The sequence below is a fragment of the Pseudomonas lini genome, from assembly GCF_964063345.1.
Taxonomy (GTDB): Bacteria; Pseudomonadota; Gammaproteobacteria; order Pseudomonadales; family Pseudomonadaceae; genus Aquipseudomonas; species Aquipseudomonas lini_B.
In genome coordinates this window covers 300,588-316,364 of the sequence record NZ_OZ061318.1, presented here as the reverse complement: position 1 = coordinate 316,364, position 15,777 = coordinate 300,588, and the positions used below count along the sequence as shown (strand labels likewise).

At 60.4% G+C, this 15,777-nt stretch carries 10 protein-coding genes; 6 read left to right on the top strand and 4 right to left on the bottom strand.

Annotated features, from left to right (window positions below; all coding sequences use genetic code 11):
* Nucleotides 1–293: 293 nt before the first annotated feature.
* Nucleotides 294–2,375 (top strand): putative bifunctional diguanylate cyclase/phosphodiesterase, encoded by a 2,082-nt coding sequence (locus AB3226_RS01420; protein ID WP_367371704.1) that lies wholly within the window; start codon nt 294–296, stop codon nt 2,373–2,375.
* 211 nt (nt 2,376–2,586) lie between these two features.
* On the top strand, nt 2,587–3,333 hold the full coding sequence (locus tag AB3226_RS01415; RefSeq protein WP_008069154.1) for an SDR family oxidoreductase: 747 nt from the start codon (nt 2,587–2,589) through the stop codon (nt 3,331–3,333).
* Nucleotides 3,334–3,481: 148 nt separating this feature from the next.
* Here AB3226_RS01415 and mapR read toward each other — a convergent pair whose 3' ends face one another.
* From mapR to AB3226_RS01400, 3 genes are all read right to left on the bottom strand, one after another.
* Nucleotides 3,482–4,891 (bottom strand): GntR family transcriptional regulator MpaR, encoded by a 1,410-nt coding sequence (gene mapR, locus AB3226_RS01410; protein ID WP_367371703.1) that lies wholly within the window; start codon nt 4,889–4,891, stop codon nt 3,482–3,484.
* A 185-nt stretch (nt 4,892–5,076) separates the two neighbouring features.
* Complete coding sequence (gene ccoG, locus AB3226_RS01405) at nt 5,077–6,507, bottom strand: cytochrome c oxidase accessory protein CcoG (RefSeq protein ID WP_367371702.1); 1,431 nt, start codon at nt 6,505–6,507, stop codon at nt 5,077–5,079.
* 195 nt (nt 6,508–6,702) lie between these two features.
* Nucleotides 6,703–6,936, bottom strand: a complete 234-nt coding sequence (locus AB3226_RS01400; RefSeq protein ID WP_367371701.1) for a DUF3203 family protein — start codon at nt 6,934–6,936, stop codon at nt 6,703–6,705.
* Nucleotides 6,937–7,066: 130 nt separating this feature from the next.
* On the opposite strand from AB3226_RS01400, the gene AB3226_RS01395 reads away from it, so the two are divergent.
* On the top strand, nt 7,067–7,567 hold the full coding sequence (locus tag AB3226_RS01395) for an MgtC/SapB family protein (protein WP_367371700.1): 501 nt from the start codon (nt 7,067–7,069) through the stop codon (nt 7,565–7,567).
* A 28-nt stretch (nt 7,568–7,595) separates the two neighbouring features.
* Here AB3226_RS01395 and AB3226_RS01390 read toward each other — a convergent pair whose 3' ends face one another.
* The gene (locus tag AB3226_RS01390; protein ID WP_367371699.1) at nt 7,596–7,769 is read right to left on the bottom strand and encodes a hypothetical protein; all 174 of its coding nucleotides are present in this window, start codon (nt 7,767–7,769) and stop codon (nt 7,596–7,598) included.
* 216 nt (nt 7,770–7,985) lie between these two features.
* On the opposite strand from AB3226_RS01390, the gene AB3226_RS01385 reads away from it, so the two are divergent.
* From AB3226_RS01385 to glgB, 3 genes are all read left to right on the top strand, one after another.
* Nucleotides 7,986–9,983 (top strand): alpha-1,4-glucan--maltose-1-phosphate maltosyltransferase, encoded by a 1,998-nt coding sequence (locus AB3226_RS01385; protein WP_367371698.1) that lies wholly within the window; start codon nt 7,986–7,988, stop codon nt 9,981–9,983.
* 205 nt (nt 9,984–10,188) lie between these two features.
* Entirely contained in the window at nt 10,189–13,530 is a 3,342-nt protein-coding gene (gene treS / locus AB3226_RS01380; protein WP_367371697.1) for a maltose alpha-D-glucosyltransferase, read from the top strand.
* Nucleotides 13,531–13,532: 2 nt separating this feature from the next.
* The gene (gene glgB, locus AB3226_RS01375) at nt 13,533–15,764 is read left to right on the top strand and encodes a 1,4-alpha-glucan branching protein GlgB (protein ID WP_367371696.1); all 2,232 of its coding nucleotides are present in this window, start codon (nt 13,533–13,535) and stop codon (nt 15,762–15,764) included.
* Nucleotides 15,765–15,777: the final 13 nt, after the last annotated feature.

Genomic DNA, 15,777 nt, shown 5'->3' with positions numbered 1-15,777 from the left:
CGACGAAAATCCTGTGGGAGCGTGGCTTGCCCGCGAAGAATGCGCCGCGGTTTTTCAGGTAGTACGCGTCATCGTTCTTCGCGGGCAAGCCACGCTCCCACAGGTTCTGCACCTTGACTTACCGGCATTAGGGCCAGCCCCCTCGCCACAGTGCAGCGATCACACAAACGTTTCATCATCTTGATGGCCTTTTGATTACTTTGTGAGTGCGTTCGTCCGCGGAATCAGTACAATCGCCAGCTTTGCTCCCCGAGAACTAACACAGCACGGCGGGGGCGTTCGCGAGAAGTCCCATGCTCATCGGTAGTTATTCCCTTACCCTGGTTTTCATATCGCTCTGTGTGGCGATACTTGCCTCTTATACTGCGCTCGACCTCACCGGTCGCATCACCACGGCCAAGGGCCGGGCGGTGCATCTGTGGACGGCGGGTGGCGCTTTTGCGATGGGGGTCGGCGTGTGGTCGATGCATTTCATCGGCATGCTCGCGTTCACATTGCCGATCGATCTGGGCTACGACGTTAGCCTCACGGCGCTGTCCCTATTGATTGCAGTCCTGTCCTGCGGCTTTGCCCTGTGGCTGGTCAGCCAGCCACAACTGCCGGCCTGGCAACTGGCGTTCGGCGCCTTGGTCATGGGCGCTGGCATCAGTGCGATGCATTACACCGGCATGGCCGCCATGCGCATGCAGCCGGGCATTGATTACGACCCTGCACTGTTTAGCGCTTCGCTGCTGATCGCCGTCGGTGCATCGGGGGCGGCGTTATGGATCGCGTTCCGCCTGCGCCAGCACGCGCCGTATGTGCGTCTGATTCGCGGCGGTGCAGCGGTGATCATGGGCATCGCCATCGTCGGCATGCACTACACCGGCATGGCTGCGGCGCGCTTTGCCGACGGCAGTTTCTGTGGTGCGGCGGTCGATGGCCTGAACGGCGAGGGCCTGGACAATCTTGTTCTGATCACTACCCTGGCGGTGTTGAGCATTGCCTTGCTGACCTCGATCCTCGATGCCCGTCTGGAGGCCCGCACCGCTGAGCTCGCCCAATCACTGACCGAGGCCAACCGCGAACTCACCCAACTGGCGCTGCACGACACGCTGACCGGGCTGCCGAACCGAGTGCTGTTGGCCGACCGTATCGATCAGGCGATGTCGAGGGTGCAGGAGCAGGGCAGTTGTTTTGCGTTGATGTTCATTGATCTGGACGGCTTCAAGCCGGTCAACGATGCATTCGGACACCACATGGGCGACCAGTTGCTGCGTGAAGTCGGCCTGCGCCTGCGCGAGGACTTGCGCAGCCAGGACACCCTGGCGCGGATCGGCGGCGATGAGTTTGTGCTGCTGGTGCAACTCACCGAGCCGAATGACGCGCTGAACCTGGCGGCGAGACAGGTGGGGCTGATCGGGCGCTCGTTCCGGGTCGCGGAACATGACTTGCAGATTTCCGCCAGCGTCGGCATCGCGCTCTATCCGGGTAACGGTCACACCGCCGAGGAATTGCTGATGAACGCCGACGCCGCGATGTACCACGCCAAGGGCGCCGGGAAAAACGGCCACCGCTTCTTCGATGCCTCGATGAACAGCAATGCGCGCAAACAGCTGCAATTGCTGCAAGACCTGCGCAATGCCGTCGATCAGCAGCAGTTCAGTCTCTATTACCAACCCAAATTCGACGCTGGCAATGGACGACCGCTAGGTGCCGAGGCGCTGCTGCGCTGGGAACACCCGACCCAAGGCATGCTGTTGCCGGACAGTTTCATCGACCTCGCGGAGAAGACCGGGCTGATCATCCCGATCGGCGAGTGGGTGCTCAACGAAGCTTGCCGTCAGATGCGCGAGTGGTACGTGCTCGGTTACACCGACTGGCGCATCGCGGTGAACCTCTCGGCATTGCAGTTCTGCCACGCCGGGTTGGTCCAGAGCGTCGCCAAGGCCTTGGCCACTCACCATTTGCCGGCCAACAGCCTGACCCTGGAAATCACCGAAACCACCGCCATGAGCGACGCCGATGCGAGCATGACGGTGCTGCAGGAACTCTCGGAAATGGGCGTTGACCTGTCCATCGACGACTTTGGTACCGGCTATTCGAGCTTGATGTACCTCAAGCGCCTGCCGGCCAATGAACTGAAGATTGATCGGGGTTTCGTCCGCGATCTGGAGCACGACAGCGATGACGCAGCCATCGTCTCGGCCATCGTCGCCCTTGGCCAGGCGCTGGGCTTGCGGATTGTGGCCGAAGGGGTGGAAACCGGTGTCCAGCAAGACTTCCTGACCCAACTCGGTTGCGACTCGTTGCAGGGTTACCTGCTGGGGCACCCGCTGCCTGCCGATCGTTTCATGGCTGATATTCATCGTGGGGAGCGATTGGCGGCGGGCTGATTGACCCTGGGATTACTGTGGCGAGGGAGCTTGCTCCCGCTGGGCAGCGAAGCGGCCCCCTCATTTCTTCAGACCTACCGGGTTGCCTGGACTTACGACTGCTGCGCAGCCGAGCGGGAGCAAGCTCCCTCGCCACAACCCATGCAAAACCGCGCAATGGCGGTTATTCTTGGCCCCGACTGCTTACGCTTGAAACGGGGGAAATGCCAGCATGGACAAAGTCATCGTCATCACCGGCGGCAGCCGCGGAATCGGCGCCGCCACGGCCCTGTTGGCCGCAGAACAAGGCTATCGGATCTGTATCAACTATCAGTCCGACGAACAGGCGGCGCACAGTGTGCTGGAACAAGTTCGCGCACTCGGCGCCCAGGCCATTGCCGTGCGCGCCGATGTCAGCATCGAAGACGAAGTGATTGGCCTGTTCCACCGCGTAGACACCGAACTCGGTCGGGTCACGGCGCTGGTGAATAACGCCGGGACTGTCGGGCAAAAGTCTCGGATCGACGAAATGTCCGAATTCCGTATTCTGAAAATCCTCAAGACCAACGTTCTGGCGCCGATCCTCTGCGCCAAACACGCGATCCTGCGCATGTCGCCCAAGCATGGCGGGCAGGGCGGCAGCATCGTCAATGTATCGTCGGTCGCTGCCCGCTTGGGCGCCCCCAGCGAATATGTCGACTACGCTGCGTCCAAAGGCGCGCTGGACACCTTCACCATCGGTCTGTCCAAGGAAGTGGCGGGGGAGGGAATTCGCGTCAATGCCGTGCGGCCGGGTTACATCTACACCGATTTCCATGCATTGAGCGGCGATCCGGATCGGGTCAGCAAGCTGGAATCGGCGATTCCCATGGCCCGGGGTGGTCGGCCGGATGAGGTGGCGGAGGCGATTGTGTGGTTGTTGTCGGATAAGGCTTCTTATGCGACGGGGACTTTCGTCGACCTTGGTGGTGGGCGTTAATCCTTAAGGTTGGCGCTGTCTGTTCTGGCCTCTTCGCGGGCAAGCCCGCTCCCACAGGGATCGCTGGTGTTCATGAGTTTGTGTTCACCTCGATCACTGTGGGAGCGGGCTTGCTCGCGAAGGCGATAGCCTAGACAACATCAAACCTTTAGAACGACCGCACGATCCTGCCCAACGTCTCCATCGCCTTCTCTGAATCCTCGGTCCAAGGGCTTCCATAATTCAGCCGTATACAATTCCTGAACCGCTGGGTCGGTGAAAAGATCGGCCCCGGTGCAATGCTGATCCCTTGCGCCAATGCCATCTGAAACAACTTCAACGAATCCATCTGCGGCGGCAGTTCCAGCCACAGGAAATAACCGCCGGCCGGCTGACTGACGCGAGTCTCGGCCGGGAAGTAACGGGCGATGGCAGCGAGCATGGCGCTTTGCTGTTCTTCCAGGGCGTAACGCAATTTGCGCAGGTGCCGGTCGTAGCCGCCGTGTTGCAGGTAATCGGCGATGGCGGCTTGGGCAGGCATCGAGGCGCAGAGTGAGGTCATCAGCTTCAGGCGTTCGACTTTCTGCGCATACCGCCCAGCGGCGACCCAGCCGATGCGGTAACCAGGGGCCAGGCTCTTGGCGAACGATCCGCAATGCATCACCAGCCCTTCGGTGTCGAAAGCCTTGGCCGGTTTTGGCGCCTGTTGCCCGTAATAAAGCTCGGCGTAAACGTCGTCTTCGATCAGCGGCACCTGATGGGTGCGCAACAGTTCCACCAGTTCCTGCTTCTTCGCTTCGGGCATGGTCGCGCCCATGGGGTTCTGGAAACTGGTCATGCACCAACAGGCTTTGATCGGATGCCGTTCCAGCGTCTGGGCCAGCACGCCGAGGTCGATGCCGTCTCGCGGATGGACGGGAATTTCCACCGCTTTGAGCTTCAGGCGTTCCAGCACTTGCAGGCTGGCGTAAAACGCCGGGGCTTCGATGGCCACCAGATCGCCGGGTTCGGTGACTGCTTGCAGGCACAGGTTCAGGGCTTCGAGGGCGCCGCTGGTGATCAGCAGCTCTTCCATGGGCAACATCAGCCCGCCGACCATGTAGCGCAGGGCGATTTGTCGACGCAGCTGGGGGTTACCCGGCGACATGTCGGTGACGACCATGCTCGGGTCGATTTTCCGGGCGGCGCTGATCAGCGAGCGGGACAACCGTTGCAGCGGGAACAGCGTGGGGCTCGGGAAAGCCGAGCCGAAGGGCACGGTGTTCGGATCCTTGATCGAGTCCAGCACCGAGAACACCAGTTCACTGACGTCGACTTTGGTGGACTCGTTGACCTGGCTGCTGATCACCGGCTCCGAGAACGGGCTCGGTGCATGCGCATTGACGAAGTAACCGGAACGCGGCCGGGCGCGGATCAGGCCGCGGCGTTCGAGCAGGTAATAGGCCTGGAACACGGTGGACGGGCTGACGCCGTAGGTCTGGCTGGCGTAGCGCACCGATGGCACCCGCTGGCCGGGACCGAGGACGCCGGAGCGGATCAGTTCAGCGATGTCGTCGGCGAATTTTTCGTAGCGTTTCATCTAGTGCCTGGTTTGAAGGTATTCATGGGGTACTCTTTTGTGGCGAGGGAGCTTGCTCCCGCTCGGCTGCGTAGCAGTCGTAAATTTTTGGGGGCGCTTCGCACCCCAGCGGGAGCAAGCTCCCTCGCCACAGAGACAGCATCTGACAGAGGACTGCATCTGACAGAGAAGTGCATCTTAAAGGCTCAACGGTTCATCGGCGAAACAAACCGGCTCTTGGCCACGCTGTAGATGTCCGGTTCATCATTGTCGACAACCTTGAAACTGATGGTCTGCGAGCTGCTGCTCGGGCGATCCGTGGTCATGGCCACCGACACCGGCACGTCGACGATCTCACCGGGGGCCAGGCTCAATTCGCTCTTGCCTTGCAGCTGGAAGCCATCGCCGTCGACCAGCGTCAATCGATAATCCTGACGTTGCTGGGTCTTGTTGATGACCTTCAGGCTGTAGATGTTTTCGATCTGGCCTTCACTGTTCTCGCGGAACAGGCCACGGTCCTTGCTCACGTCCAGCGACACCATCGGCCGCTCCACCAGCGCCAGGACGAGGGCGCCGATCATTACCAGCAGCACCGCGCTGTAGCCGATCAAGCGCGGGCGCAGCAGGTGGGTCTTGCCACCCTGCAACTCATGCTCCGAGGTGTAGCTGATCAGCCCACGGGCGTAGCCCATTTTGTCCATGATCGAATCACAGGCGTCGATGCACGCGGCGCAACCGATGCATTCCATCTGCAAGCCGTCGCGAATGTCGATGCCGGTCGGGCAGACCTGCACGCACAATTGGCAATCGATGCAATCACCCAGTCCGACCTCGGTGGGTTTGATGTCACGTTTGCGCGGGCCACGGTTTTCGCCGCGGGCTACGTCATAGGAAATGGTCAGGGTGTCTTTGTCGAACATCACGCTCTGGAATCGCGCATACGGGCACATGTGCATGCACACCGCTTCGCGCAGCCAACCGGCATTGATGTAAGTGGCCCCGGTAAAGAACAGCACCCAGAACAGGCTGACACCGCCGATTTGCAAGGTCAGCAGTTCTTCGGCCAGCGGACGGATCGGTGTGAAGTAGCCGACAAAGGTCAGGCCAGTCAGCAGGCTGATCGCCAGCCACAGGGTATGTTTGGCCGAGCGGCGGATCAGTTTGTTCAGGCCCCAGGGCGCAGCTTGCAGTTTGATCCGTTGGTTGCGCTCGCCTTCGGTGAGCTTCTCGCACCACATGAAGATCCAGGTCCAGGAACTCTGCGGGCAGGTGTAACCGCACCAGACACGGCCCGCAAAAACGGTGATCGCAAACAGGCCGAACGCGGCAATGATCAGCAGCGCCGACAGCAGAATGAAATCCTGTGGCCAGAAGGTCGCGCCGAAGATGTGGAATTTGCTTTCGCTAAGGTCCCAGAGCACCGCCTGGCGGCCACCCCAGTTCAGCCACACCGTGCCGAAAAACAGCAAAAACAGAAACCCCGTGCCGCTCATGCGCAGGGTACGAAACAAGCCCGTGAAGCTGCGGGTGTGGATCAGGTTGTCGCTGGATTTTGACTTTATCTTTGGGCGCAAAGGCTCATTGCTTTTTATAAATGAGGCAGGTTCAACGGTTCGGACGGGGATTCTATCGCTCATGGTCTTTCGCTCATCAGCCTCCATCAGGCCTGAGCACTATGACCAGCGATCTGTTTGCATAACAGGTTCAGCTAAATCAATAAAAAGCAGATCAGATGAGTTGCTGGCGCCTGCCTGCGACAACTTGATGCACCCGTAACGGCTGGCCACAAACACCTATGCCAGGTGTTTGCGGCGTGTGTTGATGCGGGTCAGTCAAATCACCGAATCACTGTCCGTGGCCTTCAAATGCCGGCGACCGTCCACTGCGCCTGCTACGGTCAATGCATCGGCTTCTGCTTCGGTGATGTAGATGTGCTGGCCGTCGAGGTCGACCATCGACATGGATTTTTCCCCGTCGGTGATGATGGTCACGTCGGGACAAAGACGGATTTCTTCGCCGTTTTGGGTGATGAAGAAGCAAGTCTGGTTTTCGATGCGCACGGTCATGGAGGCGTCCTTTTTTCGGCGGATTCTGAAGTGTTAGGACGCATCCTCCGGTCATCGTTCTGTGCAACCGATTAATGGTGGGTGCGGTCCATCCTCTATCGAGTCATTACATCATCACAAGGACTGCGCCATGGACGCCTGGTGGCACGAGGTTTGGGTGACGCTGCAAGCGGAGTTCGCCGACATTGGCGATGCTTCTCAGCTGACGCGCATTACGGTGCGATTGCTAATGGCCGCCTTGCTGGGCGGCATTCTCGGTTTCGAACGTGAGCAGAAGGGCAAGGCCGCCGGGATTCGCACCCATATGTTGGTGGCGCTGGGCGCGGCGTTGTTTGTGTTGGTACCGCAGATGTCAGGATCCCAGGCCGATGCCATGAGCCGCGTGGTGCAGGGCGTGATCGCCGGCATCGGTTTTCTCGGGGCCGGGACTATCCTGAAAAACACCGATGGCGACGAGGCTCACGTCAAAGGCCTGACCACCGCCGCCGGGTTGTGGATGACGGCGGCCATTGGTGTGTCGGCCGGGATGGGTCGCGAGGCGACGGCGGTGCTCAGTACGTTGCTGGCGTTGGTGATTCTCGGTGTGATGCCTGTCGTGGTGCGCCAGATTGAAAAGGATCGCAGCCCGTAAATGAACCTTCACGCGTCGGGGGCATTGTTCACGGACTCACGATCTGCGGCGGCTGGGAGCTCGGCGGCTCTTCCCGGGGTGGCGGGCTGGTGCCGGGTGGTTCCTGCTCGGGGATGGGGCCGGGTTCGGTCGGTGGGGTTGGCGGAATCGTCGGCTCATCGATGTTCGGATCGGGTGTCTCGGCGGGGATAGGAATACTCATCGAAACAGTCTCCAGTGGCAGATGGCGTGAGTCGTGCTTAAGTTGATTGACCCATACGCAGGGAATTTGATTCCCCGAAAGACTTGGCAAATCCCTCTGAACTTTTACCGGCGCCTGCTGTTCGGAACTTAAGTGAGTTCATCTCGGGGCAGACCGCTTCGGGTGAACGACGACCAGGCACAAGAGCGTCCTTGGGGCGTTAAGGAGAGATGCTCGATGACCGCTGAAAAACCCACAGAACTGAGCTACAACCCGCATATCCCGCTGTCTCAGGCATTACTCCTACCGCGGATCGTGATTGAAAACACCATGCCGACCCTCGATGGCGGGCAATTCGCCGTTAAAGCCGTGATTGATCAGGACGTGGTGGTGACCAGCAAAGTGTTTGCCGACGGTCACGACAAACTGGCCGTGCGCATTCGCTGGCGTGCCGACGGCGACGAAACCTGGCAGAGCGAGGTGATGGCCGATCTGGGCAATAACGGCTGGCAGGGCCAGTTTCGTGTCAAGAAGCAGGGCCGCTATGTGTTCTGCCTCGAAGCCTGGATCGATCAGTTCGCCAGCTTTAGTTATGAGCTGGAGAAAAAGCACGTCGCTGGCGTCTCGGTCAGCCTGGAGCTGCAGGAAGGGCGCACTCACGTTCAGCAGGCCGCCGAACGCTGCGAAGGCCTGCTCAGTGAACAACTGGCGGCGTTGCACCATGAATTGTCCGGTCTGCTCGAAACCGAGCAGGTCGCTTTGTTTTTGCACCAGCGTAGCGCGGACTTGATGGCCCAGGCCGACCATCGCCCCTTCCTGAGCCTGAGCCCTGAATACCCGGTGGACGTAGAACGAGCGCTGGCGCAGTTCGCCAGTTGGTATGAACTGTTTCCGCGCTCAATCACTGATGATCCGGCTCGCCACGGCACGTTCAACGATGTGCATTCGCGGCTGCCGATGATCCAGGACATGGGCTTCGACGTGCTGTATTTCACGCCGATCCACCCGATCGGCCGCAGTTACCGCAAAGGCCCGAACAACTCGTTGATCGCCGGCCCCGACGATCCGGGCAGCCCTTACGCCATCGGCAGTGAAGAGGGCGGGCATGAAGCGATCCACTCGGAACTGGGCACTCGCGAGGACTTTCGCCGGCTCGTCGCGGCGGCCGCTGAGCATGGGCTGGAAATCGCTCTCGACTTTGCGATTCAGTGTTCCCAGGATCACCCGTGGCTCAAACAGCATCCGGGCTGGTTCAATTGGCGGCCGGACGGCACGATCAAATACGCCGAGAACCCGCCGAAGAAATACCAGGACATCGTCAACGTCGATTTCTATGCCGTGGACGCGATTCCCAGCCTGTGGATCGAGTTGCGCGACATCGTCGTGGGCTGGGTCAAGGAGGGCGTGAAGCTGTTTCGCGTCGATAACCCTCACACCAAACCGTTGCCGTTCTGGCAGTGGATGATCGCCGATGTGCGGGCGCTGTACCCCGAGGTGATCTTTCTGGCTGAAGCCTTTACCACGCCGGCGATGATGGCGCGCCTGGGCAAAGTCGGTTACTCCCAGAGCTACACCTATTTCACCTGGCGCAACACCAAGGCCGAGCTGGCAACCTATTTCACCGAACTGAATGAATCGCCGTGGCGTGAATGCTACCGGCCGAATTTTTTCGTCAACACGCCGGACATCAACCCGGCGTTCCTGCATGAATCCGGGCGCGCCGGTTTTCTGATTCGTGCCGCGCTGGCGACCATGGGCTCCGGGCTGTGGGGCATGTATTCGGGTTTTGAACTGTGTGAAGCGGCACCGGTGCCGGGCCGGGAGGAATACCTCAATTCCGAGAAGTACGAAATCCGCCCACGGGACTTCAACGCGCCGGGCAACATCATTGCCGAAATCGCCCAGCTCAACCGCATCCGCCGCCAGAACCCGGCGTTGCACTCGCATTTGGGCCTGAAGGTATACAACGCCTGGAACGACAACATTCTGTACTTCGGCAAACGCAGCGACGACGGCAGCAATTTCATTCTGGTGGCGGTCAGCCTCGATCCGCATCACGCCCAGGAGGCGAACTTTGAATTGCCCCTGTGGGAAATGGGCCTGCCCGACGATGCCAGCACCCACGGCGAAGACTTGATGAATGGTCACCGCTGGACCTGGCACGGCAAGTACCAGTTCATGCGGATCGAACCGTGGCATCTACCGTTCGGGATTTGGAGGATATCTGCCTCTTGAATACACCGCGCTTCCCTGTGGCGAGGGAGCTTGCTCCCGCTCGGCTGCGAAGCAGTCGCAAACCCGGTGAATGCGGTGCAACTGATGAACTGCAATGGGGTTGCTGCGCAACCCAGCGGGAGCAAGCTCCCTCGCCACAAAGAGCCACCCTCGGCAGCAGAGTGTTTCGCCTTAGTGGCTTTATTGAATTCAACAGGAGTTACAAATGGCGAAGAAACCCAGGTCAGCCACCTTTATCAAGGATCCGCTCTGGTACAAGGATGCGGTGATCTACCAGGTTCACGTTAAGTCTTTTTTCGACTCCAACAATGACGGGATCGGCGACTTTCCCGGCCTAATCGCCAAACTCGATTACATTGCCGATCTGGGCGTCAACACCATCTGGCTGTTGCCGTTCTACCCCTCGCCACGACGCGACGATGGTTATGACATCGCCGAATACCGTGGCGTGCACCCTGACTACGGCACCATGGCCGATGCCAAGCGCTTCATTGCCGAGGCCCATAAACGCGGCCTGCGGGTGATTACCGAACTGGTCATCAATCACACCTCGGACCAGCACGCCTGGTTCCAGCGCGCGCGCAAGGCCAAGCCCGGTTCGGCGGCTCGCGACTTCTACGTCTGGTCCGATAACGACCAGAAATACGATGGCACTCGCATCATCTTTCTCGACACCGAAAAGTCCAACTGGACCTGGGACCCGGTGGCCGGTCAGTACTTCTGGCACCGCTTCTATTCGCACCAACCGGACCTGAACTTCGACAACCCGCAGGTCATGAAAGCGGTGCTGTCGGTGATGCGTTACTGGCTCGACATGGGTATCGACGGACTGCGGCTGGACGCGATCCCGTACCTGATCGAGCGCGACGGCACCAACAACGAAAACCTGCCCGAGACCCACGATGTCCTCAAGCAGATCCGTGCCGAAATCGATGCCAATTATCCGGATCGCATGCTGCTGGCCGAGGCCAATCAGTGGCCGGAAGACACACAGCTGTACTTCGGTGACACCGACAAAAAGGGCCTGAACGGTGACGAATGCCACATGGCGTTCCACTTCCCGTTGATGCCGCGCATGTACATGGCGCTGGCCCAGGAGGACCGTTTCCCGATCACCGACATTCTGCGGCAGACCCCGGAAATCCCGGCCAACTGCCAGTGGGCTATTTTCCTGCGCAACCACGATGAGCTGACCCTGGAAATGGTCACCGATCGGGAGCGCGATTACCTGTGGAATTACTACGCCGCCGACCGTCGGGCGCGGATCAATCTGGGGATTCGCCGGCGTCTGGCGCCGTTGATGGAACGTGATCGTCGCCGCGTGGAACTGCTCAACAGCCTGCTGCTGTCGATGCCCGGCACGCCGACTCTGTATTACGGCGATGAAATCGGCATGGGCGACAACATCTACCTCGGCGACCGCGACGGTGTGCGCACGCCGATGCAGTGGTCGATCGACCGTAACGGCGGCTTCTCCCGCGCCGACCCGGCCAGCCTGGTGCTGCCGCCGATCATGGACCCGCAATACGGCTACCTGTCGGTCAATGTCGAAACCCAGGCCGGCGACCCTCATTCATTGTTGAACTGGACCCGGCGCATGCTCGCGGTACGCAAGCAGTCCAAGGCCTTCGGTCGAGGGACGCTGAAAATGCTCTCGCCGAGCAATCGACGGATTCTGGCGTATACCCGCGAATTCACCGGCCCGGACGGCAAGCACGAGATTATTTTGTGCGTGGCCAACGTGTCCCGCAGCGCGCAAGCGGCGGAACTGGATCTGTCGGCTTACGTCGGCATGGTTCCGGTGGAGATGCTTGGCGGCAATGCGTTCCCGCCCATCGGCCAGTTGAATTTCTTGCTGACGCTGGCGCCTTACGGTTTCTATTGGTTCGGGCTGGCGGCGGAAAACCAAATGCCGAGCTGGCACGTGGAACCGGCGCAAAGCCTGCCGGACTTCACCACCCTGGTGCTGAAGAAACAGATGGAAGAGCTGCTCGAAGCGCCGTCCCGCCACACCCTGGAACAGGGCATCCTGCCGAGCTGGCTGCAGAACCGCCGCTGGTACGCCGGCAAGGACGGCATCATCGACAACGTCAACCTCGCTTACGGCGTGCGCTTTGGCGACCCGCAGCATCCAGTGCTGTTGGGTGAAATCGACGTCACCAGTGGCGGTCAGACCAGCCGCTATCAATTGCCATTCGGTTTTATCTCCGAGGAGCAGGTCGGCGCGGCGTTGCCGCAGCAATTGGCGCTGGCGAGGGTCCGACGCGGCCGTCAGGTCGGTTTGATTACCGACGCCTTCAGCCTCGACAGCTTTGTTCATGCGGTGTTGCAGAGTATGCAGGCCGGCATGGTGTTGCCGTCGGACGGTGGCGAGATCCGCTTCGAGCCTACCGACGAACTGGCCAGGCTTGGCCTGACTGCCGAGTCGGAGGTGCGGTACCTGTCCGCCGAGCAATCCAACAGTTCGGTGGTGATCGGCAGCAGTCTGGTGCTGAAACTGATCCGCAAGGTCGCATCAGGCGTGCACCCGGAGCTGGAAATGAGTGCGTACCTGACCCATGCCGGTTTCAGCAATATTTCGCCACTGCTGGGGTCGGTGATTCGTCGCGATGCGGCGGGCGAAGACACGCTGTTGATGATCGCCCAAGGCTACTTGAGCAATCAGGGCGATGCGTGGGAATGGACCCAGAACAACCTCGAACGGGCGCTTCGCGACGAACTCGCCGATGCTGTGTCCGAGCAGGAGCAGCACTACAACGCCCTCGGCGAGCTGAAGGATTTTGCCGGCATGCTTGGCCAGCGCCTGGGGGAAATGCATCAGGTGTTAGCAGCCCCGAGCGCCAACCCGGACTTCGCTCCACAGGTCACCACCCAGAAAGATGCCCTGGCCTCGGCCAAGGACGTGGCGGCGCAGCTGGAACATGCCCTGAAGTTACTCAAGCAGCATCAAGCTGAACTGAACGCCGCGGATCAGGCATTGGTCAGTCGATTGCTGGACAACAAAAAAGCCATCCTCAGCCATGTTCAGGAGCTGGGTAAAAAGGCGGCTGGCGGTTTGCGTATCCGCGTCCATGGTGACTTGCACCTGGGGCAGGTGCTGGTGATCAAGGGCGATGCCTACCTGATCGATTTCGAGGGCGAGCCGGCGCGGCCGTTGCATGAGCGCCGAGGCAAACACAGCCCTTATAAAGATGTCAGCGGCGTGTTGCGCTCCTTCGATTACGCCGCGGCGATGGCGATCAACGTGCATAACGTCGATAACACCGCCGATGCCCGGGCAGCGCGTCAACGGGTCGCCGAGCGTTATCTGAAAGAGGCGCGGCAAGCATTTGTCGACGCTTATCGGCTGGCGGCAGCTAGTCTTGCTCATGCATGGCAAGATCCTGAAGGCGAGGACGCTGCGCTGGCGTTGTTCGGGCTGGAGAAGGCGGCTTATGAAGTGGCCTATGAGGCTGAAAATCGCCCCACCTGGCTGCCCGTGCCGTTGCACGGTTTATATGGATTATTGAGTGGGCTTAAACCCTTTTCCGATCTTGGTGGAGAGTAGTCATGAGTATCTCGAACAAGGAACAGGGGCACGTGGAACAGGCGCTGCTACCCAGGGCGCGGGATCTCGATGCGTTGGTACGCGCCGAGCATCGGGACCCCTTTGCAATTCTCGGCCCGCACGGCGATGGCGCTGGCGGGCAATTCATTCGAGCCTATCTACCGGACGCCTTGAGCGTGCAGGTGGTGGACAAGGAATCCGGGGAAGAGCTCGGCAGCCTTGAGACCACCCAAACCCCGGGGCTGTTCGTCGGGCACTTCGAGCGGGCCCGACCCTATCAGTTGCGAACCCGTTGGGCCGGTGGCGAGCAACTCGCCGAGGACCCTTACAGCTTTGGCCCGTTACTCGGCGAGATGGATTTGTATCTGTTCGCCGAGGGCAATCACCGGGACTTGAGCAGTTGCCTCGGCGCGCAACTGAAGACGGTCGATGGCGTCGACGGCGTGCGCTTCGCTGTGTGGGCACCGAACGCCAAAAGGGTCTCGGTGGTCGGCGACTTCAACGTCTGGGACGGTCGTCGGCATCCGATGCGCCTGCGCCATCCTTCCGGGGTCTGGGAGTTGTTCATTCCGCGCCTGCAAGCGGGGGAGCTCTACAAATACGAAATCCTTGGCGCCCACGGCATTCTGCCGCTCAAGGCCGACCCGATGGCCCTCGCCACTGCACTGCCGCCGGACACTGCATCGAAAGTCGCCTCGCCGCTGAAAATCGACTGGCAGGACCACGCCTGGATGCAGTCGCGGGGCGAGCGTCAGCGAACCAGTGCACCGCTGTCGATCTACGAGTTGCATGCCGGTTCCTGGCAATGCGAGCTGGATGACCTGGGCGAGGTCGCCCGTCAGTACACTTGGCCCGAGTTGGCTGAGCGGCTGATTCCTTACGTGAAGGAGCTGGGTTTCACCCACATCGAACTGATGCCGATCATGGAGCATCCGTTCGGTGGCTCCTGGGGTTATCAATTGCTGTCGCAATTCGCCCCGAGCGCCCGTTACGGCACGCCGGATGACTTCGCCGCGTTCGTCAATGCCTGTCACCAGGCCGAGATTGGCGTGATCCTCGATTGGGTGCCGGCGCATTTCCCCACCGATACCCACGGCCTGGCGCAGTTCGACGGCACCGCGTTGTATGAGTACGGCAACCCGCAGGAAGGTTTTCACCAGGACTGGGACACGCTGATCTACAACCTGGGCCGAACCGAGGTGCACGGCTACATGCTGGCATCGGCGCTGCACTGGCTCAGGCATTTCCACGTCGATGGCCTGCGCGTGGATGCAGTGGCGTCGATGCTGTATCGCGATTACTCGCGCAAGGCCGGCGAATGGGTGCCCAACCGTCACGGCGGTCGGGAGAACCTGGAGGCCATTGATTTCGTCCGCCATCTCAACGATGTGGTGGCCCTGGAAACGCCGGGCGCGTTGGTGATTGCCGAAGAATCCACGGCGTGGCCGGGTGTCAGCCAGAGCACGCAACAGGGCGGGCTGGGTTTTGCCTATAAGTGGAACATGGGCTGGATGCACGACTCGCTGCATTACATTCAGCAGGATCCGGTGTACCGCGCCCATCATCACAATGAGCTGAGTTTCGGCCTGGTGTATGCGTGGTCCGAGCGCTTCATCCTGCCGATTTCCCACGATGAAGTGGTGCATGGCAAGCATTCGCTGATCGACAAGATGCCCGGCGATCGCTGGCAGAAGTTTGCCAACCTGCGGGCTTATCTGAGTTTCATGTGGACGCATCCCGGCAAGAAACTGTTGTTCATGGGCTGCGAATTCGGCCAGTGGCGCGAGTGGAATCACGATCAGCAACTGGACTGGTATTTGCTGCAATACCCGGAACACCAAGGGGTGCGCAAACTGGTCGGTGACCTGAATCGGTTGTATCGCGAAGAACCGGCGCTGCACGATCAGGACGATGCGCCACAAGGCTTTCAGTGGTTGATTGGCGACGATGCGGTCAACAGCGTCTACGCCTGGCTGCGCTGGAGCAAGGACGGGCGGCCGGTGTTGGTGGTGGCCAACTTCACCCCGGTGCCGCGACAGGCCTACCGCGTCGGCGTACCGTTTGCCGGGCGTTGGGTCGAGTTGATCAACAGCGATGCCGATACTTATGCCGGGTCCAATTACGGCAACGGCGGCGGAGTGTTCACCGACGAGGAACCGAGCCATGGCCAGGCCCTCTCTGTGGAATTGAACCTGCCGCCGCTGGGGGTGTTGATCTTGCGTCCGGAGGGTTAGGATCCTGATCGTT

What these genes read in the sequence shown, in the direction of transcription:
- AB3226_RS01420 (WP_367371704.1), top strand. Translation starts at nt 294, where the DNA reads ATGCTCATCGGTAGTTATTCCCTTACCCTGGTTTTCATATCGCTCTGT.
- AB3226_RS01415 (WP_008069154.1), top strand. Translation starts at nt 2,587, where the DNA reads ATGGACAAAGTCATCGTCATCACCGGCGGCAGCCGCGGAATCGGCGCC.
- mapR (WP_367371703.1), bottom strand. Translation starts at nt 4,891, where the DNA reads ATGAAACGCTACGAAAAATTCGCCGACGACATCGCTGAACTGATCCGC.
- ccoG (WP_367371702.1), bottom strand. Translation starts at nt 6,507, where the DNA reads ATGAGCGATAGAATCCCCGTCCGAACCGTTGAACCTGCCTCATTTATA.
- AB3226_RS01400 (WP_367371701.1), bottom strand. Translation starts at nt 6,936, where the DNA reads ATGACCGTGCGCATCGAAAACCAGACTTGCTTCTTCATCACCCAAAAC.
- AB3226_RS01395 (WP_367371700.1), top strand. Translation starts at nt 7,067, where the DNA reads ATGGACGCCTGGTGGCACGAGGTTTGGGTGACGCTGCAAGCGGAGTTC.
- AB3226_RS01390 (WP_367371699.1), bottom strand. Translation starts at nt 7,769, where the DNA reads ATGAGTATTCCTATCCCCGCCGAGACACCCGATCCGAACATCGATGAG.
- AB3226_RS01385 (WP_367371698.1), top strand. Translation starts at nt 7,986, where the DNA reads ATGACCGCTGAAAAACCCACAGAACTGAGCTACAACCCGCATATCCCG.
- treS (WP_367371697.1), top strand. Translation starts at nt 10,189, where the DNA reads ATGGCGAAGAAACCCAGGTCAGCCACCTTTATCAAGGATCCGCTCTGG.
- glgB (WP_367371696.1), top strand. Translation starts at nt 13,533, where the DNA reads ATGAGTATCTCGAACAAGGAACAGGGGCACGTGGAACAGGCGCTGCTA.